This window comes from Gemmatimonadota bacterium (assembly GCA_026702745.1).
GTDB lineage: Bacteria > JAAXHH01 > JAAXHH01 > JAAXHH01 > JAAXHH01 > JAAXHH01.
The window spans coordinates 23,856-49,104 of sequence record JAPPBT010000025.1; the positions used below are offsets into that span (position 1 = coordinate 23,856).

Consider the following 25,249-nt stretch of genomic DNA (forward strand, 5'->3'; position numbering starts at 1 on the left):
GCCTCGGGCGTCTCTACTTCAGATGCCCAGGCTTTCGTTGATTTCCTGCTGGTAGCCGTTGGTCTCGTCCGCCATGATCTCGTCCATGGTGACGGCCCTGCCCGCCTCGCCCGATTCCATGATGCCGTAGGAGACGGCGACCGAACGCATGCCCATGTAGCCGTCCACCTCGGGCTGGCGTCCTTCATCGATGGCCTCCGCGAAGTCGGCATACTCGATGGCGATGATCTTGCGGTCCGTTTCCGGGAAGGGGAAACTGTATTTCCACATGCGCTCGCCACCGAACAGCGCCGCGGTCGCCTCGTCCAGGGCGAAGTCCGGCACGAGGTCCAGGAGGGCGTCTCCCTCGATGGTCTTGCCTTCCAGGGCAATGGTGAACGACTGGCCGGAACGGTCGCCGGGCAGTTCCATCGACCCGGATGAACCGTATATGCCCCGGTGCCAGAATCCCTTGCCGAAGGTCGCGTGCTCTTCCAGGTACTGGCAGACCGCGCCGCTTTGGAAGGTCAGCGTGGCATAGGCCGCGTCCTCGGCGGTCACCTCGAATTCAGCGGGCATCTCCGCCTGCCAGTGCTCATAGACCCCGGCCGGCGAGTTTCGGGAAGCCGTCGCGGGATCTTTGCCCGCCATGTCGTTGTAGCGAATCTTCTCATGGAGCCGCGTCTGGGCGTAGATGTCCGACACCGGCCCCATGAAGTACTCCAGGATGTCCGCGAAATGAACGCCCACGTCGAGCAGCAAGCCGCTGACGTTCTTCAGGTGCCGCCACACGGTGATCAGCATCTTGTTGCTGCCGCCGGCCGTGTTATGGACCATGTATCGTGGCGTTCCGATCACGCCGGCGTCCAGCAGAGCCTTGGCAAGCCGGTTTACCGGATCCCGGCGGTAGTTCTCGGCGACCGACAGGATGCGCCCGGCCCCGTCCGTGGCTTCGCGCATGAGGCGGCAGGCGCGGACCGTGAGACCCATGGGCTTCTCCGTCATCACGTCCCATCCCCTGGACGCCGCATCGGCGCACACCGTGTGATGGTGGCGCGGATCGGTGCAGATGTCGACGGCCTGCAGATCGCCGGCGTCCACCTCGTCCAGGCTCGCGACCACTGCCGGACGGATGCCGAAATGGTCTTCAACGTGTCCGGCCAGGGATTCGGCGTTCTCCCTGCGGGGGTCGCAGGCCACCACGGGCTCGAACCGGCAGAGGCCGGTCCGGTGCAGTTCTGCCAGGCCGTAGAGGTGCCGGTGCCCCATGCCGCCGCAACCCACCAGTCCCAGTCTGATCTTCGACATTTTTGCTCCTGTTTATGCTGTCGTCAGGTTGAATGAAGAAATGCGGTAATGCGTACCGAGCGGGTCAACCAGAACGACTTATAATAGGCTCCGGACCGCGCGCTGTCAAGCCCCCGGATAACGCGTAGTCAAGGCTTCGAATCGTGTGATGACAAAGCTTCCGAAACGGTGAAATTCCGTCTGACCGGCGTGCTCACGCTTGTTTTTCGAGGTCGAAATCGTTATATTGAACCATCATCAGAAACCCGGCGCCATCAACGGGCATTCACGGGTATTCCCGACGTTGGCGACGCGTTTCGGCGACCGGGCCGTGCAAGAAGCCGCCGACCTTGAATAAAAGGATAAGGAAACCATGTTAAGACTGATCATTGCCATGGCCGCAACGGCGGCGCTCACCGCCTTCACGTGGCACAGGCGCAGGCTGATCCGGGCGATGGCGGAAGAACTGCTCGAAAAGGGTATCGAACTGACCGTCAACAACCGGTTCTGGCCTTCGAAATCCGATACGGATCTGGACGTGCCGATCGTTTACGTCACCGATGGGGGCTCGAAGTATCACCGGTCGGACTGCAGATTCCTGAACGGCAATGCCAGGGCCATAGCCGTCGACAAGGCGGAGGAAGAATACGCCCCCTGCGGAACCTGCTGGCCCGCGGCATAATCCCTGCGCGCCCCACCGACCCGGGCTCATACAGTGCAACCCGCCGGTTTCACTCCAGCGCCTGCACCAGGTCGCCGATCAGGTCCTCGGCCGCTTCCAGTCCGGGGGACAGCCGGAGCAGGTTGGGCGTCGTTACCGACCCAGGCCCCTCGATGGACTGACGGTGCTCGATCAGGCTTTCCACACCGCCCAGGCTCGTGGCGTTCCGTATCAGCCTGACCTTGCTTGCGACTCGCAGCGCGTCCTCCCGCGTGCCCCTGACCCGCAGGGACAGCATGCCGCCGTACCCATCCATCTGCCGCGTCGCGACGGCGTGTCCCGGGTGATCGGGCAGGCCGGGATAATCGACGCCCTCGATCCCCGGATGACCGGCCATCGCCGCGGCAATGGCCTCCGCATTGGCCACGTGGCGCGCCATGCGGCAGCCCAGTGACCGCAATCCCCGCAGGACCAGCCAGGTGTTGAAGGGCGAGAGCACGCCGCCGGTGATCGTGCGCACACGCCGCGCGCGTTCGAACCGGTCTCCGCCTTCACGGAACACGAGCGCGCCGCCCTGCACGTCGCTATGGCCGCCCAGGTACTTGGTCATGGAATGCATGACGATGTCGGCGCCGTGTTGCAGGGGCCGCTGCATCACCGGCGTGGCGAAGGTGTTGTCCACGACCAGCAGGGCGCCGGCGGCGTGGGCGATGCCGGCCACCGCGCCGATGTCGATGACGTCCATGGCGGGATTCGACGGGGTCTCCGCCCAGAGCAGCGCCGTATGGGGCCGCATGGCGCGCCCGACCGCGTCCAGGTCGGTCATGTCCACGTCGCTCACCTCGATGTTCCAGTTCGGCAGGAGCTCCTTACCGACCGCGCGGGTGACGCTGTACACGTCCCGGTGCATCAGCACGTGAGCGCCCGGCTCGAGCGTCTGCACGCAGCCCGTTACCGCCGCCATGCCCGATGCGTAGACGAGGGACTCCGCGCCGTCCTCGATGGCCGACAGGGCTTCTTCCAGCCGGTCCTGGGTCGGGTTGCCCATCCGGATGTAGACGTGGTCGTGCGTCGCCTCGCCCTCCGGCGTGTGCTCGAAGGTGGTCGAGAGGTGCATGGAAGGCGCGATGGCCCCCGAGCCGGGTTCCAATCCTCCCCCCGCGTGGACCAGCAGCGTGTCTGGCTTCATGATTTGCTCCCGTTCGGTAACCATTGGTGACCGGTCCGGCTCGCAGTCCGCAGCAGGCCGGTACCTTGGTCCAACTCGCCCGGTCAGCGTGCGCTGTCCGCGGCCGCCGGATCTTTGCTAACCGCCGCAGCACGTTGTCGCGTCGGACGAACGCGCCTGTTCGGCAGGGTCGCCGGACTTAAGTTCCGCGCAACACTCTTCTTCATCCCGCCCGCCGGGTTCATCCAGATCCCGGTTCAGCACGTAGATCTCCCATTCGCGGCCGTCCGGGTCCTCTACCCAGAACTTGTCCTGGTTGGCGAAACAGCAGTCGCAGTCCATTTCTTCCCTGGTTTCCAGTCCGGATATCCTGATCCGCAGCAGGTGCCGCAGGACCGATTCGTGGTCCTCGACCTCGATGCCGAAATGGTTCGCCCCGTCGCCCTTCGCCTTCCCATCCGCGTACAGGGCCAGGTTCAGGGGGGCAATGGACGGCAGGAACTTGACGTAACCGGGATGGGTCTTCACGGGATCCTCGCCAAAGAACTTCTTGTAGAATTCGATACTTCGGTCCAGGTCGCGTACGGGAAAGGACAAGTGGATCTTGGGGTAGTCTGACATGGACTTCCTCCGGTATCGACAGGTGAGACGGTTAACAGCAGGCGGTAAGCAGGCGCACCAGGTCGCTTACCCGTTCGGGCCGCACCCGGTAGTAGATATACCGTTCTTCGCGCCGGGACGCCAGCAGATCGGCGCGGCGCAGGACGTCCAGGTGGTGGGACAGGGTCGCCCAGGGTACGCCGAGCGCTTCCTGCAGGTTCCCGACGGTATCGCCCCCTTCGCCCCGGCGGACGAGATGGTAGAAGATCGCCAGCCGTGTCCCGTGGCTCAGCGCCTTGAAGGCTTCGGCGTGTTTCTGATCGGCCTCGAGTGAGGCATGAGCGGATTCCGCGCTAATCATTTCCATATTTCTAAAAATATTGTAATGGTGTCCGCGCGTCAATTCTTTTTTCATGCCGTCGTCGACGCCCGGAGGACGGGCGGGACATCCGGTTCCGACGCTTCCTTTGTATCTTGACAGCCCGGTGGCGCGGGTGCATTTTTTGGGATGGTGTTCCTCTCCGGTTTCCCTGTACAGCAGTACCATTTTTCAGAAAGGCTGCAGAATGAAACTCGCGCTCAGCCACGTCTTCGACACGCCCGGCCCCCATCCCAACGGGCTGCAGGCCACGACCGAAGGCCTCTGGATACTGGATCAGGGCGACAACCGGATCAGCCTGCACGATTACCGGGACGGCGCGACGCTGCGGATCTTCGACAGCGACTCCGACCGGGGCAGCGGGATCACCCACAGCGGCGTCCATCTCTGGGTGTCGTCCACCTACAGCTGCGAGACCCTGAAGATCGATCCCGGTTCCGGTCGGACGCTGGAGCGCTACCCCACGCCGGGCGCGAAGAAAACTGGCGCGCACGGCCTGGAGTGGCGGGATGGGGAACTGTGGATGTCGTCGCCACCGGACGCCACTATCTACCGCATGGATCCCGACGCATGGACCGTGCTGCAGTCCTTCCCCGCACCGGGCGACCGGCCCCACGGCATTGCTTGGGACAACGGCAGGCTATGGTGCGTGGAGACCAATCATCGCGCCCTGTTCCTGTACGACCCCGATACGGGCAAGCAGCTGGACCGGCTGGACGTGGAGGGACCGGAACCGCACGGGTTCACGCTCTGGCAGAATGAAGTCTGGATCGTGGACGCCACGACGGGCGGCGTTTTTCGCGGCACGCGTTCTTAAAGACACGGCACGACCTGAAAACCATAGGAATCTACCGACAGGAACCGATCATGGACACTGCACGCATTGGATTCATCGGCACCGGGTGGTGGGCCACGGCCAATCACCTGCCGGTACTTCGTAAACGGGCGGACGAGGCCGGGGACGTGGAACTTTCGGCCGTCTGCCGGCTCGGGCAGAACGAATTACGGCAGGTCCAGGAAGCCTTCGACGTGCCCTACGGGACGGAAGACTACCGGCGGATGCTGGACGAGGTCGAGCTCGACGGCGTGGTGGTGTCCAGTCCCCATACGCTGCACTTCGAGCACGCCGCCGCGGCGCTGGAGCGCGGGTTGCACGTCATGGTCGAAAAGCCCATGTGCACGAAAAGCGCCGACGCAAGGGAACTGGTCCGGCTGGCGGACGAGAAGGGGCTTCACCTGCTCGTACCTTACGGGTGGCACCACAAGCCCTATATCCAGGAAGCCAAGCGGCAGCTCGACGCCGGGGTCGTCGGGAACACCGAGTCCGTCCTCTGCCACATGGCCTCGCCCATCCGGGGCCTGCTCCAGGGACTGGACTTCGACCACGAGGCCAACGGCGGCGGACTCTTCGCGCCCGATCCGGCCACCTGGGCCGACCCCGTGGTGGCCGACGGCGGCTACGGGCACGCGCAGATGTCCCACAGCCTGGGCCTCATGTCCTGGCTCACGGGCCTGGTGCCCCGCGAAGTCTTCGCCATGATGACCGAGGCGGAATCCAGGGTGGAGATGTACGACGCCGTGACGGTGCGCTTCGAGGACGGCGTGATCGGTGCCCTGTCGGGGTCGGGAGACATCCCGGAGGGGCAGATGTTCCAGCTCGACATCCGGGTATTCGGCTCGGAAGGCATGCTGCTGCTCGACGTCGAACGCGCCCGCCTCGCGATCCACCGGCACGACGGGCAAGACCAGGTCCACGACGTGGCCCCCGACGCCGGCGCCTACAGCTGCGAGGGGCCGCCGGAGAACTTCGCCGACCTGGTGCTCGGACGGGACGTGGAGAACTATACGCCCGGTTACGCGGCCATGCGTTCGGTCATGATCCTGGACGCCGCCTACCGTTCGTCAAAGTCTGGCGTCCTGGAGCGCGTGTGACTCCGGGCTCGGTCCGTGCGCGGCGCGTCCTGGAGCGCGTGTGACTCCGGGAACGGCCCGTGCGCGACGCGTCCTGGAGCGCGTGTGACTCCGGGCTCGGTCCGTGCGCGGCGCGTCTTCGAACGCGCGTAACACCGCACACTTGTTCTTCGTCAGTCTATCTTGGTTTCCACTTTCGGGGGATAAGCCATGGCTCAATCGGACCTTCCCCAGGTATCCTTCGAGAAATTCGTCTTGCCGAACGGGTTGCAGGCCATCCTGCACGTGGACCGCAAGCTGCCCGTGGTGCACGTCAATCACTGGTTTCACGTGGGTTCCAAGGTGGAACGGCCCGGCCGGACCGGGTTCGCCCACCTCTTCGAACACCTGATGTTCGAGGGGTCGCAGAACGCGCCGAATGGGTATTTCAAGTACATCGAACAGGCGGGCGGCAACCTGCGGGAAGGCGGCGTCAACGGCACTACGAGCAACGACCGCACCAACTACTTCGCCACCGTGCCTTCCGGCAACCTCGAATACGTGCTCTGGCTGGAATCGGACCGCGTCGCCACCCTGGCGGACGCGCTCACGCGGGAGAACTTCGAGAACCAGCGCGAGGTCGTCCGCAACGAGCGCCGCCAGACCACGGAGAACCAGCCCTACGGCCGCTGGTACGAACTGGTCAACGAACACCTCTACCCCGCCGGCCATCCCTATTCCTGGCCCGTCATCGGCCGGCACGAGGACCTGGAAGCGGCCGGGGTCGACGAGGTGGCCGAGTTCTTCCGGACTTACTATACGCCGAACAACCTGTCGCTGGTCATCGCCGGTGATTTCGACAAAGATCAAGCCCGGGACCGAGTAGCCCATTACTACGGCGGGCTTGAACCGGGTCCGCTCCTCGAGCGCCAGCGCCGCTGGGTGCCCGCCCTGGCCGAGGGGAAGATCGTTGAGGTCACCGACCGCGTGCCCCAGGCCCGGGTCCACATGATCTGGCCGGCGCCGCAACGGTTCGAACCCGAGGAAACGGCGCTCGACGCGGCCGCGGCCGTGCTGGGTGACGGCCTGTCTTCCCGACTCGAAAAGCTGCTGGTCTACGACCGAAGACTGTGCACCGAGGTCAGCGTCTTCAACTTCGCCAGGGAGATTGCCGGCCTCTTCGGCGTCATCGCGACCGTCCGGCCGGGCTGCGAAGTCCGGGAAGTTGAAGACCTGGTCACCGGCCAGATCGCGAAACTGGCGTCCGGTGGTCCGACCCGGGACGAGGTGGAACGCGCCCGCACGGTCTGGGAGTACCAGTACGTCTCCAGCCTGGAGCGCATCGGCGGTTTCGGCGGCAAGGCCGACCGGTTGAACGAATCGAATACCTACAAGAACGACCCGGGGTACTTCCACGTCGAGCACGACCGGTTCCGGAACCTGACCGCTTCGAAGATCTCCGAAGCGGTCAAACGGTGGCTGGTATCCCGCCACGGCCTGACGCTCCGTTACTTCCCCGATACGCTCCCGAAGGCGGTGGCCGGGTCAGGCTCGTCAGCGGCGCGGGCGGCGGGCACGGCCGCGGCGCAGGCGGAGGACGGATCGCCGTCCGCGCAGGCAGAGGGGGACGGACCGGCGCAGGCGGCCGCGGATGGCGTCCTCGACCGGTCCGTGGTCCCGGCGCTCGGGTCGGACACGCCCTTTGAGACGCCGGAGGTGCACGAGGACCGGCTGGACAACGGCCTGGAGGTACTGGTCGTCGAGCACCACGAGCTGCCGAAGGTCGCCGTTTCGCTGAACGTGAAGTCCGGCGGTGTGCACGATCCGCCCGACCGGTGCGGGATGTCCCAGCTCATGCTGCAGACCATGGACAAGGGCACGCGGGGCTACGGCGCGCTGGACCTTGACGAGGCCCTGAGCCGGCTGGGAACGGTCATCGGAAAATCCATGTATCTTGAATCGGCCCGGATCGGACTGGACGTGCTGACCGACAAGCTTTCCGCGGCCATGGCCCTTTTCGCCGACGTCGCACGCAATCCCCTGTTCCCCGAAGAGGAGCTGGAGCGGGAACGCCACCGCCACCTGGACCACCTCAAGCAACAGGCCTCCCATCCCCAGTCCCTCGCCCAGCGGTTGTGCCCCGGACTGGTATTCGGCGAGGATCATCCCTATGGCCGGCCGGTGCAGGGCTACGCGTCTTCCGTTGCCGAAATGTCGCGGTACGAGATCGCCCGGGCCTACGAGGAGAACTGGCGGCCGGATCAGTCCGCCCTGGTGTTCGTAGGCGACATTACCCGCGACCAGGCGATGAAGTTGGCGGACCAGCGTTTCGGCTCGTGGAGCGTCGACGTCCGGCCGGCGAAGGAGGTCCCGGATCCCTCCCCGGACCGGAAATCGAACCGTATTTACCTGGTGGACCGCCCCGGCGCGCCGCAGACCGTGGTCTGCCAGTTCATCGACGCACCGAACCGCGATACGCCCGACTACCACGCCCTCCGGCTCGTGGACGCGATCTGGGGCGGCGGATTCCAGTCCCGCCTCAACCAGAACCTGCGGGAAGAAAAAGGCTATACCTACGGCGTATCCACTTCGCTGGGCCTGCTCGGCGTCTCCGGATACTGGAAGGTGCAGACGTCGATCCAGGCGGACAAGACCGGCGAGGTCGTGAAGGAACTGATGTCCGAAATGGCCGGACTGGGCGGTGAACGGCCGGTGCGCGAAGAAGAACTCGAGGAAGCGCGCACCGGACGGATCCGAGGTTACGCGCAGCGGTTCGAATCCCTGAGACGCATCGCCGGCAGCATCGGCGCACTGTGGAGTTCGGAGCGGCCCATGTCGGACATGCGGGACGCGGTGGAGAACCTGAAGTCGGTCAGCCTTGAGGAGGTGCGGTCTGCCGCTCGCAAATACCTCGATGCGCGACGCGCGAGCTACCTGCTCGTGGGGGACCGTGCCGCCATCGAGACGCAGCTGGCCGACCGGGGTCTTCCCGTGCCGGAGTTGCTGGACCCCGAGGCGCAGCCGCCCGCCCGGGCGCCGGCCTCGGCCGAGGTGCCGGAGGCCGCGGATCCGGACGCGCTGTAGCCAGGATTCGCTGGCCGGCGAGGAGACCGACGACATGAAGGACCACCCCTTCGACAAAAACATCGAAACCGCCTGGACGCTTCCGTCATCCTGGTACACCGATCCGGCATTCCTCCAGCGTGAATACAAAGACATGTTCCGCAGGACCTGGCAGCTCGTGGGCCGGGCGGACCAGGTGGCCGACGTCGGGGACTACTTCACGGTGGACGTGGCGGGAGAGCCGGTGGTCATCGCCCGCGGGGCCGATGACGTGGTCCGCGCTTTCTACAACGTGTGCAAGCACCGGGCCGGCCCCGTGGCCCTGGAGCAGGGCAACCGGCGGACCTTCGTCTGCTACTACCACGGGTGGACCTACAACCTGGACGGCTCGCTGCGCCACGCGCCGGAGTTCGAGGAAGTGCAGGCCCTGGACCGGTGCGCCATGGCGCTCGAACCGGTGCGCGTGAGCCAGTGGGGCCCCCTGCTCTTCGTCAACCTGGACGCGGAAGCGCCGCCTCTGGATGCTTTCCTGGGCGACATCGGAAAACGCGCGGCTGCCCACAACATCGGCGAAATGAAATGGGCCAAGCGCCGCGACTACGAAATGAACTGCAACTGGAAGGTGTACGTGGACAACTACCTGGAAGGCTATCACCTGCCGGTCGTGCATCCGGGACTGTACCGCGAGATCGACTACGACGCGTACCGGGTGGAGCCCTTCCGTTACTACTCCATCCAGCACGCCCCGATCTTCGGTCCGGAGAAGAAGGGGTACAAGGGACCGCGCCGCTACCTGCCGACGGAGCAGGACCAGGGCGACACGCAGTACTACTGGGTCTTCCCCACGCTCATGCTCAACATCTACCTGGGCCAGATGCAGACCAACCTGGTGGTGCCCCTGGGCCACGACCGCTGCCTGACCATCTTCGAATGGTACCTGTCACCCGACATGGAACAGGACGTGGACAACCTGGTGGACTTCGGCGACGAGATCCAGGAAGAGGACATCTTCATCTGCGAGCACGTGCAGCGCGGGCTGCAGTCCGCGTCCTACAACCAGGGCCGGTTCTCCGTCAAGCGGGAGAACGGCGTGCACCACTTCCATTCACTGATGAACGAGTACATGAACGGCGCGGAAACGGGCTGACCACCTTACCTGCGGTGCCCCTGCCGCCTTCCCGCACGACCCGGCACTTCCCAACAACCCACCTACCGCGCGTTCCGCCTCCTGAGCCACTCCACGGTCAACAGGAACAACACCGCGAAGACGATGAGGAAGACGGCCACGGCCAGGATGGCGGGGCTGATCTCCTCGCGGATGCCCGACCACATCTGGCGCGGTATGGTCCGCTGCTCGATCCCGCCCATAAAGAGCACCACGACGACCTCGTCGAAGGACGCGGCGAAGGCGAAGATCCCCCCGGAGACGACTCCCGGGGCGATGAGGGGGAGCTGAACACGCCGGAACACCGTCAGGGGACCGGCGCCCATGCTCGCAGCGGCCCGTGAGAGGTTCTGGTCGTACCCGGCCAGCGTGGCGGTGACCGTAATCACGACGAAAGGCGTGCCCAGGGCGGCATGGGCGAGGACCAGCCCGAGGTGGGTCTGAGCCAGGCCCAGGTTGGAGTAGAAGAAGAACATCCCCGCGGCCGAAATGATGACGGGCGTGACCATGGGGGAAATCAGCAGTCCCGTGGCGAAGCGGCGGGCCGGCATGGCCGGGTTGGACAGGCCCAGCGCGGCGAGCGTGCCGAGCGCCGTGGCGAGTACCGTGGCGGAGACCCCGATGAGCAGGCTGTTCGCCAGCGCCCGAGACCACTCCTCGTCCTCCACGATCTGGCGGTACCACCGCAGGGACCAGGCGTCGGCGTCCAGGCGGAGCATGCCCTCGGTAAAGGTGAAATAGGGCTCGGCGTTGAAGCTCAGCGGCACGATCACCAGGATCGGCGCGATCAGGAAGGCGAAGACGAGTACGCAGAATCCGAGGTACGCGATGTGCCAGAATCCGTGGCCGGCGGTCGTCGTAGATGTCGTTGTCGTCGTTGTCGTCGTTGTCGTCGTTGTCGTCATCAGCCCAGCCTCATCCGTTCAATGCCCACGAGCCGGTCGTAGAGCACGTAAAGCCCCGCCACGCAGACCAGCAGGATGCCGCCCAGCGCCGCCGCGAGACTCCAGTTCAGCGACGACTGCATGTGGAAGGCGATCATGTTGGAGATGAGCTGTCCCGTGCTGCCGCCCACCAGGGCCGGGGTGATGTAGTACCCGATGGCGAGGATGAACACGAGCAGGGAACCGGCGCCCACGCCGGGCAGGGTCTGTGGCCAGTACACCCGCCAGAAGGACTGCCACGGGGTCGCGCCCAGCGATTCAGCCGCACTCGATTGCACCCGCGGAATGGCGCTCATGACCGAGTAGAGCGGCAGCACCATGAACGGGAGCAGCACGTGGGTCATGGCCACGAAGGTGCCGGTCATGTTGTAGATCATGGCCAGCCGGCCGTCGTCCCCGATGACGCCCAGAAAAACGAGCATGTCGTTGAGGACGCCCTGGTTCTGCAGGAGCACGATCCACGAGGTCGTACGCACGAGGAGGGAAGTCCAGAAGGGCACGAGGACCAGGATCAGGAGCAGGTTGGCGCGCCTGGGTGGGGCGTGGGCGATCAGCCGCGCGACGGGATAGCCGATGAGCAGGCACAGGGCGGTGACCCCCAGGCTCACGAGCAGGGTGCGCCAGAGCAGGAACAGGTAGATCCGGCGGTCCTCAGGCTGGAAGGCGATGGATCCGCCGGGATCGCGTTGCAGATCGACGGCGTTCAGGTAGTGGCGCGACGTATACCGGTCGCCGGCCTCCCGCAGCGCGCGCCAGGTCCCGGTCTCTCCCCAGGCCGCGTGGATGCCGGTCATGGCCTCGGACCACGGCCCTTCATCGACGTTTCGCAGCCTCCGGGCGGTGCGCGTCAGCGCGCTGCGCAGTCCGGACTGTACCCGGTTCACCCGCGTGGCCACCTGGCCGAGTGTGCGGTCCTCCCGGGCCGCGAGCAGTTCGCGGGCCAGCGCTTCGTAGACCGCATCGTCCGGCAGGCCCCGGCCGTCCCAGGCTTGCAGCCGCTCGAGGGTCTCGGGGAGGGCGTCGGCGACCACCGGATCGTAAACGCTCCGGACCAGCATGTTCGCCAGGGGCGCGAGGAAGGTCACCCCGACGAAAACCAGGAGCGGCAACACCAGCAACCCCGCGCGCAACCGGGGGTCGAACCGGGGCCCGGGCGTGCGGCCGGACCGGGAGGCGTACCAGGGTCGGCCGGACGTATTCTCGGGGTTCTCGCTCATCGTGCCAGCCACGTGCTGAAGCGCTCGTTCATCTCTTCGCCGTTGTCGCTCCACCATTCCCAGTCGTTGTGCAGGGCGCGGCCGATGTTATCGGGGCTGGTCGGCATGTGCGGTCTCATGTCGACACCGGTCTCCGCGTGGGTCGAGATCAGGTCCAGTGCGGAACGGCGCGTGGGACTGTAGGAGATGTACCGGCCTACGTCCGCCATGGCCCGCGCCGTATTGGCGAAGCGGACGAACTGCTTCGCCGCCTCCAGGTTCCGCGTGCCCTCCACGATCACAAGGCCTCCCGTGTCCAGGAGCTGTCCGTCCCATACGATGACGAAGGGCTGTTCTTCCAGGACCTGTGCGTTGAAGATCCGTCCGTTGTACGCCGTGGTCATCACCACTTCGCCGTCGGCCAGCATCTGGGGCGGCTGCGCGCCGGCTTCCCACCAGACGATCCGGTCCTTGATGGAATCCAGTTTCCGGAAGGCCCGGCGCACGCCCGCTTCGGTGTCCAGCGTGGCGTAGACTTCGTCCGCCGCGACGCCGTCGGCCATCAGGGCGAACTCGAGATTCGCCAGCGGGGAGCGGCGCATGCCCCGTCTTCCCGGGAACTTCTCCAGGTCGAAGAAATCCGCGATGGAAGCAGGTTTCGATGTCCCGATCCGCGCGTCGTTGTAGACGACGACCGTCGAGTAGAACAGGTTGGTCGGGCCGCATTCCGTGAGGCCGTCTTCGGGCAGATCGTCCGCCGCCGGAGTTCCGTCGGCGCCCGGGGCCAGTTCGTCGACGTCGATGGGTACGAGGAGACCTTCGTCGCAGCCCCTTACCATGTCCGGCAGTTCCATGTCGACGACGTCCCAGTACACGTTGCCCACGTCGACCTGGGCTCGGATCTGCGCCAGGCCGCCATTGTAGTCTTCGATCTGAACGTCGATCCCCGTTTCCCGCTCGAAACGTTCGATGTATCCCTTCTCGCAGGCGCGGGCGTATGCGCCGCCCCAGCTCACCAGCGTCAGTGTCCGCTCCTGCGCGGCGGCATGTCCGCAAAGCAGAAGGACCAGTACAGCCACGGCCAGGCCCGGAAGCAGTGTGGCCAGGGCCGGAAGCGGGAAGCGTCGTCTCATGGTGAACATGTGCGTCATTCGCCTTTTCCTTCCGTTTCGGGGTCGAGTACCCGGCAGTCGGTCGGCGTCCACCCGATGAGGATCTTGTCGCCCGCAAGCAGGGCGCCGTGGCCGACGGTATTGGGTATCTTGATGATGAAATCGGACGTGCGGCACACCGAGACACGCAGGCGCAGGTAGTCGCCCAGGAACGTGATATCCTCGATCAGGGCCACCATTTCGTTGGTGTAAAGCCCGGATTTCGGCGAGACGGCCACGCGCTCGGGTCGGATGGAAAGCGTTGCGGTGTCGCCCACCTGGCAAGGCGCGATGCGGATCGCCTCGATGATCTCACCGCCCACGAACACTTCGCATATGTCCCCCTCGATGCCCATCACCTTGCCGTGCAGCCGGTTGTTCTCCCCGATGAAACGGGCCACGAAGGAGCGCTGCGGTTCCTCGTAGAGCGTCTCGGGATCGGCCACCTGTTCGACCCTGCCGTCCCGCAGCACGGCGATGCGGTCCGACATGACCATGGCCTCCTGCTGGTCGTGGGTGACGTACACGACCGTGACGCCCAACGTCTTGTGGATGCGGCGGATCTCGTACTGCATTTCCTCGCGGAGCCGGCGGTCCAGCGCGCCGAGGGGTTCGTCCATGAGGACCAGTTCGGGATCGAATACCAGGGCGCGGGCGATGGCCACGCGCTGTTGCTGCCCGCCGGAAAGCTGGCCGGGACGCCGGTGCTCGAATCCTTCCAGCTGCACCAGCTGCAGGACCCGTTCCACCCGTTCCCGGCACTGGCCGCGGTCCATTCCGCGGACCTCGAGAGGAAAAGCGAGATTGGCCCCCACCGTCATGTGGGGGAAGAGGGCGTAGTTCTGGAACACCATGCCGATGCCGCGCTTGCGGGGCGGCAGGTTGTGGATGGAGCGGCCGTCCACGAGGATCTCGCCGGAGGTGGGCGTCTCGAAGCCGGCCAGCATCATGAGGCAGGTGGTCTTGCCCGAACCGGAAGGACCCAGGAGGGTGAGAAACTCTCCCTTGCGGATGTCCAGGTCGACGCCGTCAACTACCGTGGTCGTTCCGTCATAGCTTTTGCTGACCTTGCGGTATTCGACGTAGGGCCGGCCGGATCCTTCCATTTAGGCACGCTCCAGGCGGAGAATGAGCCGTTCGGAATCAGGTGGGAACCTTAACCCGCGCCGTCCAGCCTGTCAAACCTTTTCCTTTCGAGAGCAGGACCGGGAATATACCTTATGTCGGTTCGAGCGGACGGCGCGTCCGCCGTGTTGGAATCGTGCCGCTGCGAAGCGGGTCCGCGGTCGTCGACGCCGACCTGTCAACCAACTTGTCCGCCAACCCGTCAACTGTGCCGGTGCCGACCCATTTTCCACAACCACCGCCCGCCTTCCAGGAGAAAGACCGCCCGACCCCATGGAACTCTACATCATCCGCCACGCGGAATCCGAGAACAATGCCCGTCCGCAGGAAGAGCGCACCGACGATCCCGCCCTGTCCGCCCTCGGATACCGGCAGGCCGAGTACCTCGTAAACCGCATCCGCCACCTTCGCCCCACGCGCGTATTCGTCAGTCCGTTCCTCCGCACCCTGGAAACCATCGCCCCCTACATCCGCCAGACGGGTCGGTCCGTGGAGGCGTGGATCGACCTCCACGAACAGGGCGGGGTCCAGTCCGGCGTGGGCAATGCGGACTATGAAGGCAGGCCCGGCATGAAGCGCTCTGAAATCGAGCGTGGCTTTCCGGGCGTCCGTCTCGGCGACGAGTTCGACGAGGAGGGATGGTGGAAGTGCCGTCCCTGGGAGGACTACGACGCGGCCCAGGCCCGGGCGGAGCGGGTCGCCCGTAGGATCCACGACGAGTTCGGCCACACGGGGGAATGCGTCGTCCTGGTGAGCCACGGGGCGTTCATGCGGTTCCTCGTGGGGGTGATCCTGAACACCCCGGGCATGGGGCACGACCGGATCGACTGGTTCGCGAATACCTCCGTCACCCGTTTCATCATCACGCCCACCTATACGCACCTGGCCCTGATGAACTGTGTACGGCACCTGCCCGAGACGTGGATCACCGGGGTGGACAACCACCCCTTCCGGACGGGTGAGTTCGTCGAAGAGACCGATGACCGGAAGCGTTGCGCATGGACGTTCAAGGACCCCATACTGGCCGCCTACCACGACGACGAGTACGGCTTTCCCCTGACCCGGGACGACGATTTCTTCGAGCGATTGGTGCTGGAGATCAACCAGGCCGGACTGAGCTGGCTGACGGTGTTGAAGAAGCGAAAGGCGCTGAGGGAGGCCTTCGAGGGGTTCGACGTGGACTGTGTCGCGGCCTATGGCGACGAGGATCGAGCGCGCCTTCTCGGGGACGCCCGCATCATCCGGAACCGGCTCAAGATCGACGCGGCCATCCACAACGCGCGGGTCATCCAGAAGATCCGGGCGGAACACGGATCCTTCGCGGCCTGGCTGAACGACCAGACCTGCGCTTCGCTGGACGAATGGGTGGCGGTGTTCAAAAAAACCTTCCGCTTCATGGGCCCCGAGATCGTCGGCGAGTTCCTCATGAGCACGGGTTATCTTCCCATTCGCCACGACCCGGAGTGCTTCCTCGCCGGGCAAGGGCACCGGGTGGGCTAGTTAGCGCGCCCGGAGTGATCGGCGGGGCCGGACCGGCGGCCGCTAGTCAGCCTTCTCCTTCTTCGTCCTTGAGCAGGTTGCGTTCCTTGAGTTCCGATTCCAGCTCGTCGAGACAGGAACGGAAGGATTTCCATGCCTCCGGTGAGACGGTGATGCCCTTCCTGCTGGGCAGGAAATCGCCGTCGTTCTCGTAGTAGATCCGGATATCGGCGTACTCGTTACCGCGGAAGGACGTGATGGTGAAGCGGAACTCTTCCTGGCTGTTTTTCTGGAAACTGGCTACGACCTGGCTGTCCTCGGCCATGTATATACCTCGCGAAGCGGTAGATGGGCGTGCTGGAACACGATGCACACATTATGCACACATTATGCACCGTATACACATTGTACACCATGACCACATGAAACCGTGTATACGATGAATATCATGACACGATGATCAACATTGACCACCATTTGAAGGCCATGATTAGACATGCATCCACACCTGTGTCAAGGAAATTTGGTCTTGTTTTCCCACGGTCCGGACCGTAAAATAATGCACGCGCGCAGCGGTCTCGAAGGATCGTCGAACGTGAGGAATCCAGTGACCGGCCGGGTGCCTCTAACCGATCGACGGACGCAGGGCCGGCCGCGGTTCGGTTCGATCACGGTTGTACGTATGCAAAGGATTTACGCAGGGGGTTATTGATGGAATGGCGGGATGTATATGCGGACCGCATGGATCTCATTGGCGATACCGCGGTCATTGAGCTGCTCAAGCTGGCGGAACGGCCGGACGTGCTCTCCTTTGCAGGCGGCTTGCCGGACGATGCCACGTTTCCCATGGAGGCGATGAAGGAAGTCGCCGTCCAGGTCTTCGAAACGCACGGCAGCATGTCGCTTCAATATGGTCCCACGGCGGGTTACACGGCCCTGAGGGAGTGGATCGCCGGCCGGATGGGGCCCGTCGAGGGCGTGACCGCCACCGTGGACGACATTATCGTCACCACGGGCGGCATAGAGGCCATGGACCTCATCGCCAAGATGCTGCTCAACCCAGGTGACGTCATCGTCGTGGAAGCCCCCACCTACCTGACCGCGTTCTCGGTCTTCCGGTGCTACGACGTGGATTTCGTCGCGGTGGATATCGATGACGAAGGCATGCGCGTGGACCTCCTGGAAGTGCAGCTTGCGGAACTGGAACGCCGGGGCAAGCGGGCCAAGCTGATCTACACCATGCCGACGTTTCAGAACCCGGGCGGTGTGACCATGCCCCTGGAACGGCGGCGCAGGCTGGTCGAACTCGCCGACCGGTTCAACATCCCCATCCTGGAAGACCACGCCTATGCGGAACTGTACTTCGAGCACGCACCCCCACCTTCGCTCAAGGCGCTGAATCCCGATGGTGTGTTGTTCGTCAGCACCTTCTCCAAGATCTTCGGGCCGGGTATCCGCCTCGGTTGGATCGCGGCGCCGCCACCCGTCATCGCCCAGTTGTGCCAGGCGAAGCTGGGGAGCGACCAGTGTTCCAGCACTCTCGGGCAGCGCATCGTCTACGAATACGGCCGCCAGGGCCTGATGGACTCCCAGATCGTGCTGTCCAGGGCGCTATACCAGGCCAAGCGTGACGTTACCCTGGACGCACTGAAGGAGCACGCCCCGCCCGGCCTGACCTGGACCCGCCCGGATGGCGGGTTCTACGTGTGGCTGACCGCGCCCGAAGGGATCGACTCCACGGCGATGCTGGCATGGGCCGTCGAGCATGAGAAGGTGGCTTACGTGGCCGGGCCTTCGTTTTACACCGACGGCCGAGGCGCGAACCAGTTCCGCCTGTGTTACAGCTTCCTCGACCAGTCGCTCATCGGCGAAGGGATCTCCCGGGTGTGCCGCTCGGTCGCGCACCACGTCGAACGGCGCCACCGAGACCGCATCGGCGTGTAGGGGCGCGCCGTCCGCGCCGACCACGCCGCCGGGGATGCCGCCGGCGTCGCCAGGCAAGCACCGTACGTCCATCTTGGAGCAAATCATGTTCCGCCTCACCGAAAAACACGAGAAAAGGTTCCGGGAAGACGGCTACCTGATGGTGGACGGTCTTTACGACGAGGAAGAAATGGAACTCCTCCTCAACGTGGGCCGTCACGACGGTGAGAAGGCCTCGCTCGTCCGCGCCGCCGAGGATACCGAGGGCCGCGAAAGCAAGCTGTGGCTGACCTCGGACACGGACCGGGAGGACATCTACAACGCCATCTGCCACGGCCGGCGCATGGTTGATACGCTGGAGCGGCTCATGGGTGACGAGGTCTACCTGTACCACTACAAGATGATGGTCAAGGAACCCCGCGTCGGCGGCGCGTGGGAGTGGCACCAGGATTACGGATACTGGTACCACAACCAGGCGCTCTATCCCGACATGGCCAGCTGCTACATCGCGGTGGACCGGGCCCACAGGGGCAACGGCTGCCTCCAGGTCATACGGGGTTCGCACCGCCTGGGCCGGATCGAACACGGTCGGTACGGCACCCAGGTGGGAGCCGACCCGAAGCGGGTGGAACTCGCGCTGGAGCACCTGGACCACGTGTACTGCGAAATGTCACCCGGCACGGCGCTGTTCTTCCACGCGAACGTGCTGCACCGTTCGGACCCGAACGAGAGCGACGACCCGAGGTGGAGCCTCATCTGCTGCTACAACACCCGGCACAATCCCTGCCAGGACCGACCGGGCCATCCTTCCTACCGGCCCCTGGGCAAGTGGGACGACGGCCGGGTCAAGGAAGTGGGACGCAGGCAGTGGGCGGAACTCGCCGCCACCGCCGAGCATGGCGCCGCCACCGCCGAATCCGGCGCGTGACCTGATCCCCGGCCGCCGGTCCCGGTAGCAATTCGGTAGCAATTCAAGCGATTAATAGTTGCGAATTTGAGTTATATACCCTATAAATAAAGTACGTATAGCCGATGACAAAGAAGTCAGCGCAGTACGTATTATCCTCTACATTACAAAGCGTCACTTTTTCCAATCCACCACGATGGGATTTCCACGTGAAAGGAATATGATCATGAAGCGGTTTACATCATACCTGTTGGCCTGTATGGTAGGCGCGTTCGGCCTCTATGGCTGCGGCGGGGCCGAAGATGCGGCCATGGAAGAGGCGGCAACCGAAGAGATGGCCATGGACGTTGCCATGATCAACGTCGAGGTCAGCAGTATCAGCGAGGAGTTCGCCAATATCAACACGAACGCCACGAGCGATCAGTTGATGGAAGCTGGATTCGCCACCGACGGCTGGATTTCGGTGACCCATAACGAACAGACCCTCGTCATGCCCATGGTCACCGATTACGGCGATGTGGCCGAAGGCGCCTGGCTCGCCCGGATGGACGAGGAGTCCGGCACGCTACAGATCGCCATTAACGGCGGCAACGCCGCGACCGACATCGGCGCCGCGGTAGGCGACATGCTCCACGTCATGGCCGCCGATGCCCCGGAAATGGAAGAAGGCGAGATGGACGAAGGCGAAATGGGTGAAGGCGAGATGGGCGAAGGCGAAATGGACGAAGGTGAAGGCGGCATGGACGAAGGTGAAGGCGGCATGGACGACGAGGGCGCGGAAGACGGTGACTCGGACGCGTCCATGGGCGGAGAGGAAGAAGCCACCACGCAGCCTGCCCCGTAAAGCCTGAGGGCGGCGCGTGCAACGCAACATGCCTGTACGCCCAAACATTCTCTGGTACTGCACGGATCAGCAGCGTTTCGACACGATCGGCGCGCTCGGCAATCCCCATGTGAGCACGCCGACGCTGGACAGCCTGGTGCGTGAAGGCGTCGCATTTACGCGCGCATACTGCCAGAGCCCGATTTGCACGCCCAGCCGGTCGAGCTTCATGACGGGCATGTATCCCGGGCGGATCCACAATACACGAAACGGCAACGGCGTCTTCGAGAATCCGCCTCCCCTGATCTCCAAACTGCTGGCAGACAGCGGGTACGACTGCGGCCTGGTGGGCAAGTTCCACCTCCAGAGCGCGGGGAAGCGCACCGAACCCCGTATGGATGACGGCTACCGGTACTGGCGGTTCAGCCACGCGCCGCGGGACGACTGGCCGGAAGGGCATGACTACGCCGACTGGGTAGGCGAGCGCGGCGGCGATCTCGACGCCCTGCGGGCGAGCGAGGACCGGGTCCCGCCCGATCTCCACCAGACGACCTGGGTCACCGAGTGCGCCCTGGAGTTCATCACCGAGCGCCGGGCGCCCGACAAGCCCTGGATGCTGACGCTCAACCCCTACGATCCCCACCCGCCTTTTATCCCGCCCCGCGTCTACGCCGACCTGTTCGAACCGGATGATATGCCCGGCCCGTACTTCCACCTGAGCGACCTGGCCCAACAGGATGAACTAAAGGAAGTGTTCTTCCAGTCGGAGGCCCGGCACCCGATGACCTTCGACGGCAAGAAGCAGCAGGCCCTCTACTACGCTATGATCAAGCAGATCGACGACCAGTTCGCCCGTATCCTGGGCGAGCTCGAACGCACCGGGCAGCGGGAGAACACCGTGATCATCTTCACCAGCGACCACGGCGAATGCCTGGGCGACCACGGGCTCCTGTGGAAGGGCTGCCGGTTCTACGAAGGCCTGGTGCGCGTGCCCCTGATCTTCTCCCACCCCGGCCATATGGTGTCGGATTTACGGAGCGATGCGCTGGTTGAACTGATCGACATGTCGGCGACCATGCTGGATATCGCCGGCGTAAACGTTCCCGAGGATTTCCAGGGCCGCAGCCTGCTGCCCATCCTGGACGGCACGGTGGACCCGGGGTACAACCGGTCCTTCGTCCGCAGCGAGTATTTCGACGCCGTCTCCAACGATACGCATGACTATGCCACCATGTACCGGAACGAGCAGTACAAGCTGGTGCTGTACCACACCCACGGCAAGGGCGAGCTTTACGACCTGGCCACTGACCCCTGGGAGTTCGAGAACCTGTGGGACAATCCCGACCATAAAGATCTGAGGAGCCACCTGTGCCTGGAGGCCTTCAACGCCACCATGATCCAGGACATCGACCCGGGCGGCTCCCTGATCGCCGGCACGTGACCGGCACGTGACCGGCACGTGACCGCCGCGCCTGGATACCTCGGGCGCCCGATGCCGCGTCCTGATGAACCCGCTCCGGAGGACACCGGATGATCGTCGACAGAACCCGGCTGGAAGAAATGGAAGAACGCACCCTCGCGCCCTATGCCGAGAAGAGCAGCACGAGCCGGGGTCGGAGGCATTCCGAGGAGGAAGCCCCGTGGCGGACGCCCTTCCAGCGGGACCGCGATCGGATCGTGCATTCGAAGTCCTTCCGCCGGCTCGAATACAAGACCCAGGTCTTCGTGTACCACGAGGGCGATCACTACCGGACGCGCCTCACCCACACCATGGAGACAGCGGGCGTTTCCGAAACGATCGCACGGAACCTCGGCGCCAACCAGGACCTGGCGGCCGCCATCGCCCTGGCCCACGACCTGGGCCATCCCCCCTTCGGCCACTGCGGCGAGGATGCCCTCGATGGCCTGATGAAGCACTGCGGGGGGTTCCAGCACAACCGGCAGAGCCTGCGCATCATCGATCTGCTTGAATGGCGCTATCCGTCCTTCCAGGGCCTGAACCTAACCTGGGAGACGCGCGAGGGCATCGCGAAGCATAACGCCCCGCACGGCTTTGACGAGGAGGAATTCCAGCCCGGGAAGTTCGCCTCGGTGGAAGCCCAGATCGCCAACGTCGCCGACGAGATCGCCTACAACTCGCACGACCTGGACGACGGCGTGAGCGCGGGCATACTCAGCCTGGACCAGCTCACCGACCTGGAGATCTGGGACGGGGCGATCCGCGAGGAGGTGGAAAAGCTCCGCGACCTCGATCCCACGCGCAAGCGGTACCGGATTATCCGCGCGCTGATCAACCAGATGATCATGGACGTGGTCCGGACGACCCACGAGAACCTGGAACGCCACGGGGTGAAGTCGCCGGACGAGGTACGCACCCTCGAAGTCCCCGTGGTGGACTACAGCCCGTCCATGGCCGGGAAGAACCAGCAGCTCCGCGCATTCCTGATGGAGAACTTCTACCGGCACTACCGGCTGATCCGCATGTCCCGCAAGGCGACCCGGTTCATCGAAAGTCTCTTCAACGAGTATACGGCCGACCCGCGCCAGCTTCCACCGGCCGGCGTTCCGCACGGCGAGGACGAGCCGCTCGAGCGCAGGGTCTGCGACTACATCGCGGGTATGACGGACCGCTACGCCCTGCGGGAATACGAGCGCCTCTTCGATCCCTACGAGCGCGTATAACCCTGATTTTACTTGATTTTCGGAGTGGTATCCCTATCTTAAACGCGGTGGCAATCGGGGAAATCTCCCGGTCGTCCGCCGGTCCGATTGGGGGGTCGTTCAAGGGTAGGACACATGGCTCTGGACCATGGAATCGGGGTTCGAATCCCTGCCCCCCAGTGCGCATGTCCCGCGGGAATACAAGGATGAGGATGCCGGCGGCGCGGTGTCACCGCGGCCCGATGGCTTGACGCCAGAGGGTGAAAGGGGTATATTCTACTAAAACAACGTGGCGGTATCGTCTAGTGGTTAGGACGGGTGGTTCTCAGCCATCAAACCGGGGTTCGATTCCCCGTACCGCTATTCGCATTGAGTCTCGGTTGTTTGCCGAAAGAACCGGCACCTATCCCCGAAGAGCCTTTTAGCAAGGGCATTTCGGGGTTTTTTGTTTTTGCGCGGCGGTCTTCCCGAATATGCGTTGGGTATTTCAGTCCAGCGGGTACAAGCGAAGAAACCGTGCGAGGAATGCTTATCTGATCAGTTTTCAAGATACCGCAGGATGGCGAATACGATGGCGCTGAACACCACCACACCGGACAGCACCACGGTTAGGATAAACGACTTCGTGGCGACTTGGTTCAGCTTCTCCTCTACCTTCCCCAGCCGCACCCAAATGCTCTCGGTCCCGTGGTACAGATCCCTTCGATGCGATCGATAGACCGCTTGATTTCCGTCGTGGAATTACCCTGCTTGCCACGCGGTGTCTTATCTTTGTTCTCGCTCATGTCCTGACCTTGTCTTGATGTTCATCCGTCCTGTATCACCGTGCTGCATCCATACTGCGTCCGATACTCGAGTTTTGATTCTGCGTCGTTCACCTCGATTCCCGCAAAGGGCCAACTGGACAACGAAACGACCCGTCCGACGCTGCGTGCCGGTCCGCCGCCGACCGCCGGTGGATCTTACCGCCGGTCACGGGTTGTCATCCCCTGGTCAGGATTTCAGCGCACAAAACGATCAGGCCAAAGGTTCCCAGCAATGTCAGAATAAGCCAGATGATAAACCAGGCCCGCAGAAGATTCCGGATGCTCTCCAGAATGGTCATTTCCGTGTCCGGAAGCTCGAGATCCCTACCCATCTACCTTTCTCCATGCAATGCATACCATGATGGAACCTGCCGTGTTTCGGTCGCTTTGTACTTGCCGGGGCTCCTACTTGCGGCGGGGGAAGGGGTGCACGGTGCAGAGCATCCACCGCATCGGCACCGCCGGGTGCACCGTACACTTTTCGCGGACTCTGTCTTGCACCCGCCGTATGATCCCGGCGCACCGATGTAGCCCGGTAAATGTAAATTCGACGCACGCCTTGACGCGTGCCATGAGGAATCGACCGTTACCCGGTCTTTACAAAATAGTGATTTGGCCGTTACACACACATGGAAAAACAGTTCAATATATGCTATAAACGTGAATATCGGAATATATAATGTGATATTTCGTGATTTAGTATAAAAAACCGCCTTCGGGCATAGGTAGTCACGGTCATTTCGTGACCATGATCGTCCCTCGCGAAGGCGGTATTCGGGCGACAGCCCGCAGCGTATGCAAATAACCTGGGTCGGCGTGAGACGTAGCTCGAGATGACCGCTTAGTTCAACGCTTCCGATTCTTAGGGAAGTATATTGGGCGACGTTCCATCCCCGGCGGGTTCACACTTTATCGTTAACCTGAATCTCATGTCGACACCTCTGTGGAATGAATAAAAACTGAAATCGAAATGGATCTCAAGGGCCGTCGCCTGGCCGTGAGTCAGGTGCGCATTGGGAATCAGACGAAGCGGTCAGACTAAACGTGGTCTAAGGTGTGGGCAAATTGTGGGCAAGACGTGGAGTAGATGCAGGCTGATCGCAGGTTGGGCCCAGGATCGAAGATGCAGGACTAAAGAAGCAGGCAAATCGCCGGATGGATGCGGCTAGATGCAGGCTAAGGTAGGGTAGAACCGAGGCAATAAAGAGTAACGAACCGGAATCTGTAGAAGCGCGGCGGATCTGGGGCCGCACCCTTAACCGGAAGCGGCGGCCGTCGATGCGGCGTCGTCGCTCGTCCGGAGATCTTCTTCGGTACACCAGATCAGTTCGAGCGACTGGACCACCTTTTCGAACTGCTCCAGGTCCCACTGATCGGACGCCTTCAGGGCCCTGGTTTTAATGTGCTCCCAGAACATATCGGTCGCCACCCGGCCGTTCTTGGTAAGTTCACACTTTACGACTCTCCGGTCGTTCGGGTCCGAATCCCGCTGAACCAACTGCTTTTTTACCAGGCGGTCCACGATGGTCGTGGTCGTGGAAAGGCCACTGCCCAGGGAACCGGCCAACTGGCCCATCCTGAGCGGACCCGCGTGCTCAAGCAGGATCAGAGTCTTGACCTGGGGCACGGTCATGTCCAGCCCCTGCCACTCATCCAGCCTGGCTATGTACGTCAAACGGCACAGGTTTCTCACCACGGACACGTAGCGATCGGAAAGTTCTCTCAGGTTGTTGATCTGCACGATGCTCACCTTCGTTGAATCACCGGCTCATGCGAGGTAACACGAGGAAACAGGGAATGTCATTCGCTTTCATCACGATACGCAATTCTACGCAACAAACAGTGCTTTTGTCAAGCAATATCAAGCATTTCGTGCAATCGGCAGGGCGGATTTGTGATGGAAAAATCACACCGAAATCGGAAACCGATGTATATCCAATAATACTAAACAAAAACAATAATAATTAGAATATAGTTGTGATATATGTCAGTATTATGAAATAACAAATTTCACTATTCTGCATTTTATCGGTATAAAGGAC

Annotated in this window: 22 protein-coding genes, 2 tRNA genes and 1 pseudogene; 14 read left to right on the top strand and 11 right to left on the bottom strand. The window is 63.3% G+C overall.

Annotated elements, in window-relative coordinates; all coding sequences use genetic code 11:
- Window positions 1-18: 18 nt before the first annotated feature.
- A complete protein-coding gene (locus OXH56_04375) occupies window positions 19-1,287 on the bottom strand; it encodes a Gfo/Idh/MocA family oxidoreductase (GenBank protein ID MCY3554541.1) in 1,269 nt (422 codons plus the stop codon).
- A gap of 352 nt (window positions 1,288-1,639) precedes the next feature.
- Between OXH56_04375 and OXH56_04380 the strand changes: the two genes are divergently transcribed.
- A complete protein-coding gene (locus OXH56_04380) occupies window positions 1,640-1,948 on the top strand; it encodes a hypothetical protein (protein MCY3554542.1) in 309 nt (102 codons plus the stop codon).
- Between the two features lie 49 nt (window positions 1,949-1,997).
- Here the strand turns inward: OXH56_04380 and OXH56_04385 are convergent, their stop codons facing one another.
- From OXH56_04385 to OXH56_04395, 3 genes are all read right to left on the bottom strand, one after another.
- Entirely contained in the window at window positions 1,998-3,116 is a 1,119-nt protein-coding gene (locus OXH56_04385; protein MCY3554543.1) for a PLP-dependent transferase, read from the bottom strand.
- A gap of 117 nt (window positions 3,117-3,233) precedes the next feature.
- On the bottom strand, window positions 3,234-3,716 hold the full coding sequence (locus OXH56_04390; protein ID MCY3554544.1) for a VOC family protein: 483 nt from the start codon (window positions 3,714-3,716) through the stop codon (window positions 3,234-3,236).
- A gap of 31 nt (window positions 3,717-3,747) precedes the next feature.
- The gene (locus OXH56_04395) at window positions 3,748-4,056 is read right to left on the bottom strand and encodes a metalloregulator ArsR/SmtB family transcription factor (GenBank protein ID MCY3554545.1); all 309 of its coding nucleotides are present in this window, start codon (window positions 4,054-4,056) and stop codon (window positions 3,748-3,750) included.
- Between the two features lie 205 nt (window positions 4,057-4,261).
- On the opposite strand from OXH56_04395, the gene OXH56_04400 reads away from it, so the two are divergent.
- The 4 genes from OXH56_04400 to OXH56_04415 all read left to right on the top strand — a co-directional run bounded on the left by OXH56_04400 (window position 4,262) and on the right by OXH56_04415 (window position 10,174).
- Window positions 4,262-4,891, top strand: a complete 630-nt coding sequence (locus OXH56_04400; GenBank protein ID MCY3554546.1) for a hypothetical protein — start codon at window positions 4,262-4,264, stop codon at window positions 4,889-4,891.
- A 50-nt stretch (window positions 4,892-4,941) separates the two neighbouring features.
- Complete coding sequence (locus OXH56_04405; GenBank protein ID MCY3554547.1) at window positions 4,942-6,006, top strand: Gfo/Idh/MocA family oxidoreductase; 1,065 nt, start codon at window positions 4,942-4,944, stop codon at window positions 6,004-6,006.
- A gap of 189 nt (window positions 6,007-6,195) precedes the next feature.
- Complete coding sequence (locus OXH56_04410; GenBank protein ID MCY3554548.1) at window positions 6,196-9,048, top strand: pitrilysin family protein; 2,853 nt, start codon at window positions 6,196-6,198, stop codon at window positions 9,046-9,048.
- Between the two features lie 34 nt (window positions 9,049-9,082).
- Window positions 9,083-10,174, top strand: coding sequence for an aromatic ring-hydroxylating dioxygenase subunit alpha (locus OXH56_04415; protein ID MCY3554549.1), 1,092 nt, complete (start codon window positions 9,083-9,085; stop codon window positions 10,172-10,174).
- Window positions 10,175-10,236: 62 nt separating this feature from the next.
- Here OXH56_04415 and OXH56_04420 read toward each other — a convergent pair whose 3' ends face one another.
- The 4 genes from OXH56_04420 to OXH56_04435 are packed head-to-tail and all read right to left on the bottom strand — an operon-like array spanning window position 10,237 to window position 14,589.
- The gene (locus OXH56_04420) at window positions 10,237-11,097 is read right to left on the bottom strand and encodes an ABC transporter permease (GenBank protein MCY3554550.1); all 861 of its coding nucleotides are present in this window, start codon (window positions 11,095-11,097) and stop codon (window positions 10,237-10,239) included.
- Complete coding sequence (locus tag OXH56_04425; GenBank protein ID MCY3554551.1) at window positions 11,097-12,353, bottom strand: ABC transporter permease; 1,257 nt, start codon at window positions 12,351-12,353, stop codon at window positions 11,097-11,099. Before OXH56_04425 ends, OXH56_04420 begins: the two co-directional genes overlap by 1 nt.
- The gene (locus tag OXH56_04430) at window positions 12,350-13,483 is read right to left on the bottom strand and encodes an ABC transporter substrate-binding protein (GenBank protein ID MCY3554552.1); all 1,134 of its coding nucleotides are present in this window, start codon (window positions 13,481-13,483) and stop codon (window positions 12,350-12,352) included. Before OXH56_04430 ends, OXH56_04425 begins: the two co-directional genes overlap by 4 nt.
- Window positions 13,480-14,589: an ABC transporter ATP-binding protein gene (locus OXH56_04435; protein ID MCY3554553.1), complete on the bottom strand. Its 1,110-nt coding sequence runs from the start codon at window positions 14,587-14,589 to the stop codon at window positions 13,480-13,482. Before OXH56_04435 ends, OXH56_04430 begins: the two co-directional genes overlap by 4 nt.
- A 292-nt stretch (window positions 14,590-14,881) precedes the next feature.
- On the opposite strand from OXH56_04435, the pseudogene OXH56_04440 reads away from it, so the two are divergent.
- Window positions 14,882-15,496: pseudogene (locus OXH56_04440) on the top strand (histidine phosphatase family protein).
- A 3-nt stretch (window positions 15,497-15,499) separates the two neighbouring features.
- Complete coding sequence (locus OXH56_04445; GenBank protein ID MCY3554554.1) at window positions 15,500-16,108, top strand: DNA-3-methyladenine glycosylase I; 609 nt, start codon at window positions 15,500-15,502, stop codon at window positions 16,106-16,108.
- Between the two features lie 46 nt (window positions 16,109-16,154).
- On the opposite strand, the gene OXH56_04450 is transcribed toward OXH56_04445, so the two are convergent.
- The gene (locus OXH56_04450; protein ID MCY3554555.1) at window positions 16,155-16,412 is read right to left on the bottom strand and encodes a transcriptional coactivator p15/PC4 family protein; all 258 of its coding nucleotides are present in this window, start codon (window positions 16,410-16,412) and stop codon (window positions 16,155-16,157) included.
- A gap of 386 nt (window positions 16,413-16,798) precedes the next feature.
- On the opposite strand from OXH56_04450, the gene OXH56_04455 reads away from it, so the two are divergent.
- The 7 genes from OXH56_04455 (at window position 16,799) to OXH56_04485 (ending at window position 22,764) form a co-directional block, all read left to right on the top strand.
- On the top strand, window positions 16,799-18,031 hold the full coding sequence (locus OXH56_04455; protein MCY3554556.1) for a PLP-dependent aminotransferase family protein: 1,233 nt from the start codon (window positions 16,799-16,801) through the stop codon (window positions 18,029-18,031).
- Window positions 18,032-18,116: 85 nt separating this feature from the next.
- Entirely contained in the window at window positions 18,117-18,938 is an 822-nt protein-coding gene (locus OXH56_04460) for a phytanoyl-CoA dioxygenase family protein (GenBank protein ID MCY3554557.1), read from the top strand.
- Window positions 18,939-19,143: 205 nt separating this feature from the next.
- Window positions 19,144-19,761: an SAM-dependent chlorinase/fluorinase gene (locus tag OXH56_04465; protein ID MCY3554558.1), complete on the top strand. Its 618-nt coding sequence runs from the start codon at window positions 19,144-19,146 to the stop codon at window positions 19,759-19,761.
- A gap of 28 nt (window positions 19,762-19,789) precedes the next feature.
- A complete protein-coding gene (locus OXH56_04470; protein ID MCY3554559.1) occupies window positions 19,790-21,181 on the top strand; it encodes a sulfatase-like hydrolase/transferase in 1,392 nt (463 codons plus the stop codon).
- A gap of 89 nt (window positions 21,182-21,270) precedes the next feature.
- Window positions 21,271-22,422 (top strand): deoxyguanosinetriphosphate triphosphohydrolase, encoded by a 1,152-nt coding sequence (locus OXH56_04475; protein ID MCY3554560.1) that lies wholly within the window; start codon window positions 21,271-21,273, stop codon window positions 22,420-22,422.
- Between the two features lie 88 nt (window positions 22,423-22,510).
- Window positions 22,511-22,581: transfer RNA gene (locus OXH56_04480), tRNA-Gln, on the top strand.
- Between the two features lie 111 nt (window positions 22,582-22,692).
- Window positions 22,693-22,764 (top strand) — tRNA-Glu (locus OXH56_04485).
- Between the two features lie 174 nt (window positions 22,765-22,938).
- On the opposite strand, the gene OXH56_04490 is transcribed toward OXH56_04485, so the two are convergent.
- Together OXH56_04490 and OXH56_04495 are read right to left on the bottom strand one after the other, a co-directional pair.
- Window positions 22,939-23,070, bottom strand: coding sequence for a hypothetical protein (locus OXH56_04490; GenBank protein ID MCY3554561.1), 132 nt, complete (start codon window positions 23,068-23,070; stop codon window positions 22,939-22,941).
- A 1,392-nt stretch (window positions 23,071-24,462) separates the two neighbouring features.
- Entirely contained in the window at window positions 24,463-24,948 is a 486-nt protein-coding gene (locus OXH56_04495) for a MarR family transcriptional regulator (protein ID MCY3554562.1), read from the bottom strand.
- Window positions 24,949-25,249: the final 301 nt, after the last annotated feature.

What these genes read in the sequence shown, in the direction of transcription:
- OXH56_04375 (MCY3554541.1), bottom strand. Translation starts at nt 1,287, where the DNA reads ATGTCGAAGATCAGACTGGGACTGGTGGGTTGCGGCGGCATGGGGCAC.
- OXH56_04380 (MCY3554542.1), top strand. Translation starts at nt 1,640, where the DNA reads ATGTTAAGACTGATCATTGCCATGGCCGCAACGGCGGCGCTCACCGCC.
- OXH56_04385 (MCY3554543.1), bottom strand. Translation starts at nt 3,116, where the DNA reads ATGAAGCCAGACACGCTGCTGGTCCACGCGGGGGGAGGATTGGAACCC.
- OXH56_04390 (MCY3554544.1), bottom strand. Translation starts at nt 3,716, where the DNA reads ATGTCAGACTACCCCAAGATCCACTTGTCCTTTCCCGTACGCGACCTG.
- OXH56_04395 (MCY3554545.1), bottom strand. Translation starts at nt 4,056, where the DNA reads ATGATTAGCGCGGAATCCGCTCATGCCTCACTCGAGGCCGATCAGAAA.
- OXH56_04400 (MCY3554546.1), top strand. Translation starts at nt 4,262, where the DNA reads ATGAAACTCGCGCTCAGCCACGTCTTCGACACGCCCGGCCCCCATCCC.
- OXH56_04405 (MCY3554547.1), top strand. Translation starts at nt 4,942, where the DNA reads ATGGACACTGCACGCATTGGATTCATCGGCACCGGGTGGTGGGCCACG.
- OXH56_04410 (MCY3554548.1), top strand. Translation starts at nt 6,196, where the DNA reads ATGGCTCAATCGGACCTTCCCCAGGTATCCTTCGAGAAATTCGTCTTG.
- OXH56_04415 (MCY3554549.1), top strand. Translation starts at nt 9,083, where the DNA reads ATGAAGGACCACCCCTTCGACAAAAACATCGAAACCGCCTGGACGCTT.
- OXH56_04420 (MCY3554550.1), bottom strand. Translation starts at nt 11,097, where the DNA reads ATGACGACAACGACGACAACGACGACAACGACGACAACGACATCTACG.
- OXH56_04425 (MCY3554551.1), bottom strand. Translation starts at nt 12,353, where the DNA reads ATGAGCGAGAACCCCGAGAATACGTCCGGCCGACCCTGGTACGCCTCC.
- OXH56_04430 (MCY3554552.1), bottom strand. Translation starts at nt 13,483, where the DNA reads ATGACGCACATGTTCACCATGAGACGACGCTTCCCGCTTCCGGCCCTG.
- OXH56_04435 (MCY3554553.1), bottom strand. Translation starts at nt 14,589, where the DNA reads ATGGAAGGATCCGGCCGGCCCTACGTCGAATACCGCAAGGTCAGCAAA.
- OXH56_04445 (MCY3554554.1), top strand. Translation starts at nt 15,500, where the DNA reads ATGAACTGTGTACGGCACCTGCCCGAGACGTGGATCACCGGGGTGGAC.
- OXH56_04450 (MCY3554555.1), bottom strand. Translation starts at nt 16,412, where the DNA reads ATGGCCGAGGACAGCCAGGTCGTAGCCAGTTTCCAGAAAAACAGCCAG.
- OXH56_04455 (MCY3554556.1), top strand. Translation starts at nt 16,799, where the DNA reads ATGGAATGGCGGGATGTATATGCGGACCGCATGGATCTCATTGGCGAT.
- OXH56_04460 (MCY3554557.1), top strand. Translation starts at nt 18,117, where the DNA reads ATGTTCCGCCTCACCGAAAAACACGAGAAAAGGTTCCGGGAAGACGGC.
- OXH56_04465 (MCY3554558.1), top strand. Translation starts at nt 19,144, where the DNA reads ATGAAGCGGTTTACATCATACCTGTTGGCCTGTATGGTAGGCGCGTTC.
- OXH56_04470 (MCY3554559.1), top strand. Translation starts at nt 19,790, where the DNA reads ATGCCTGTACGCCCAAACATTCTCTGGTACTGCACGGATCAGCAGCGT.
- OXH56_04475 (MCY3554560.1), top strand. Translation starts at nt 21,271, where the DNA reads ATGATCGTCGACAGAACCCGGCTGGAAGAAATGGAAGAACGCACCCTC.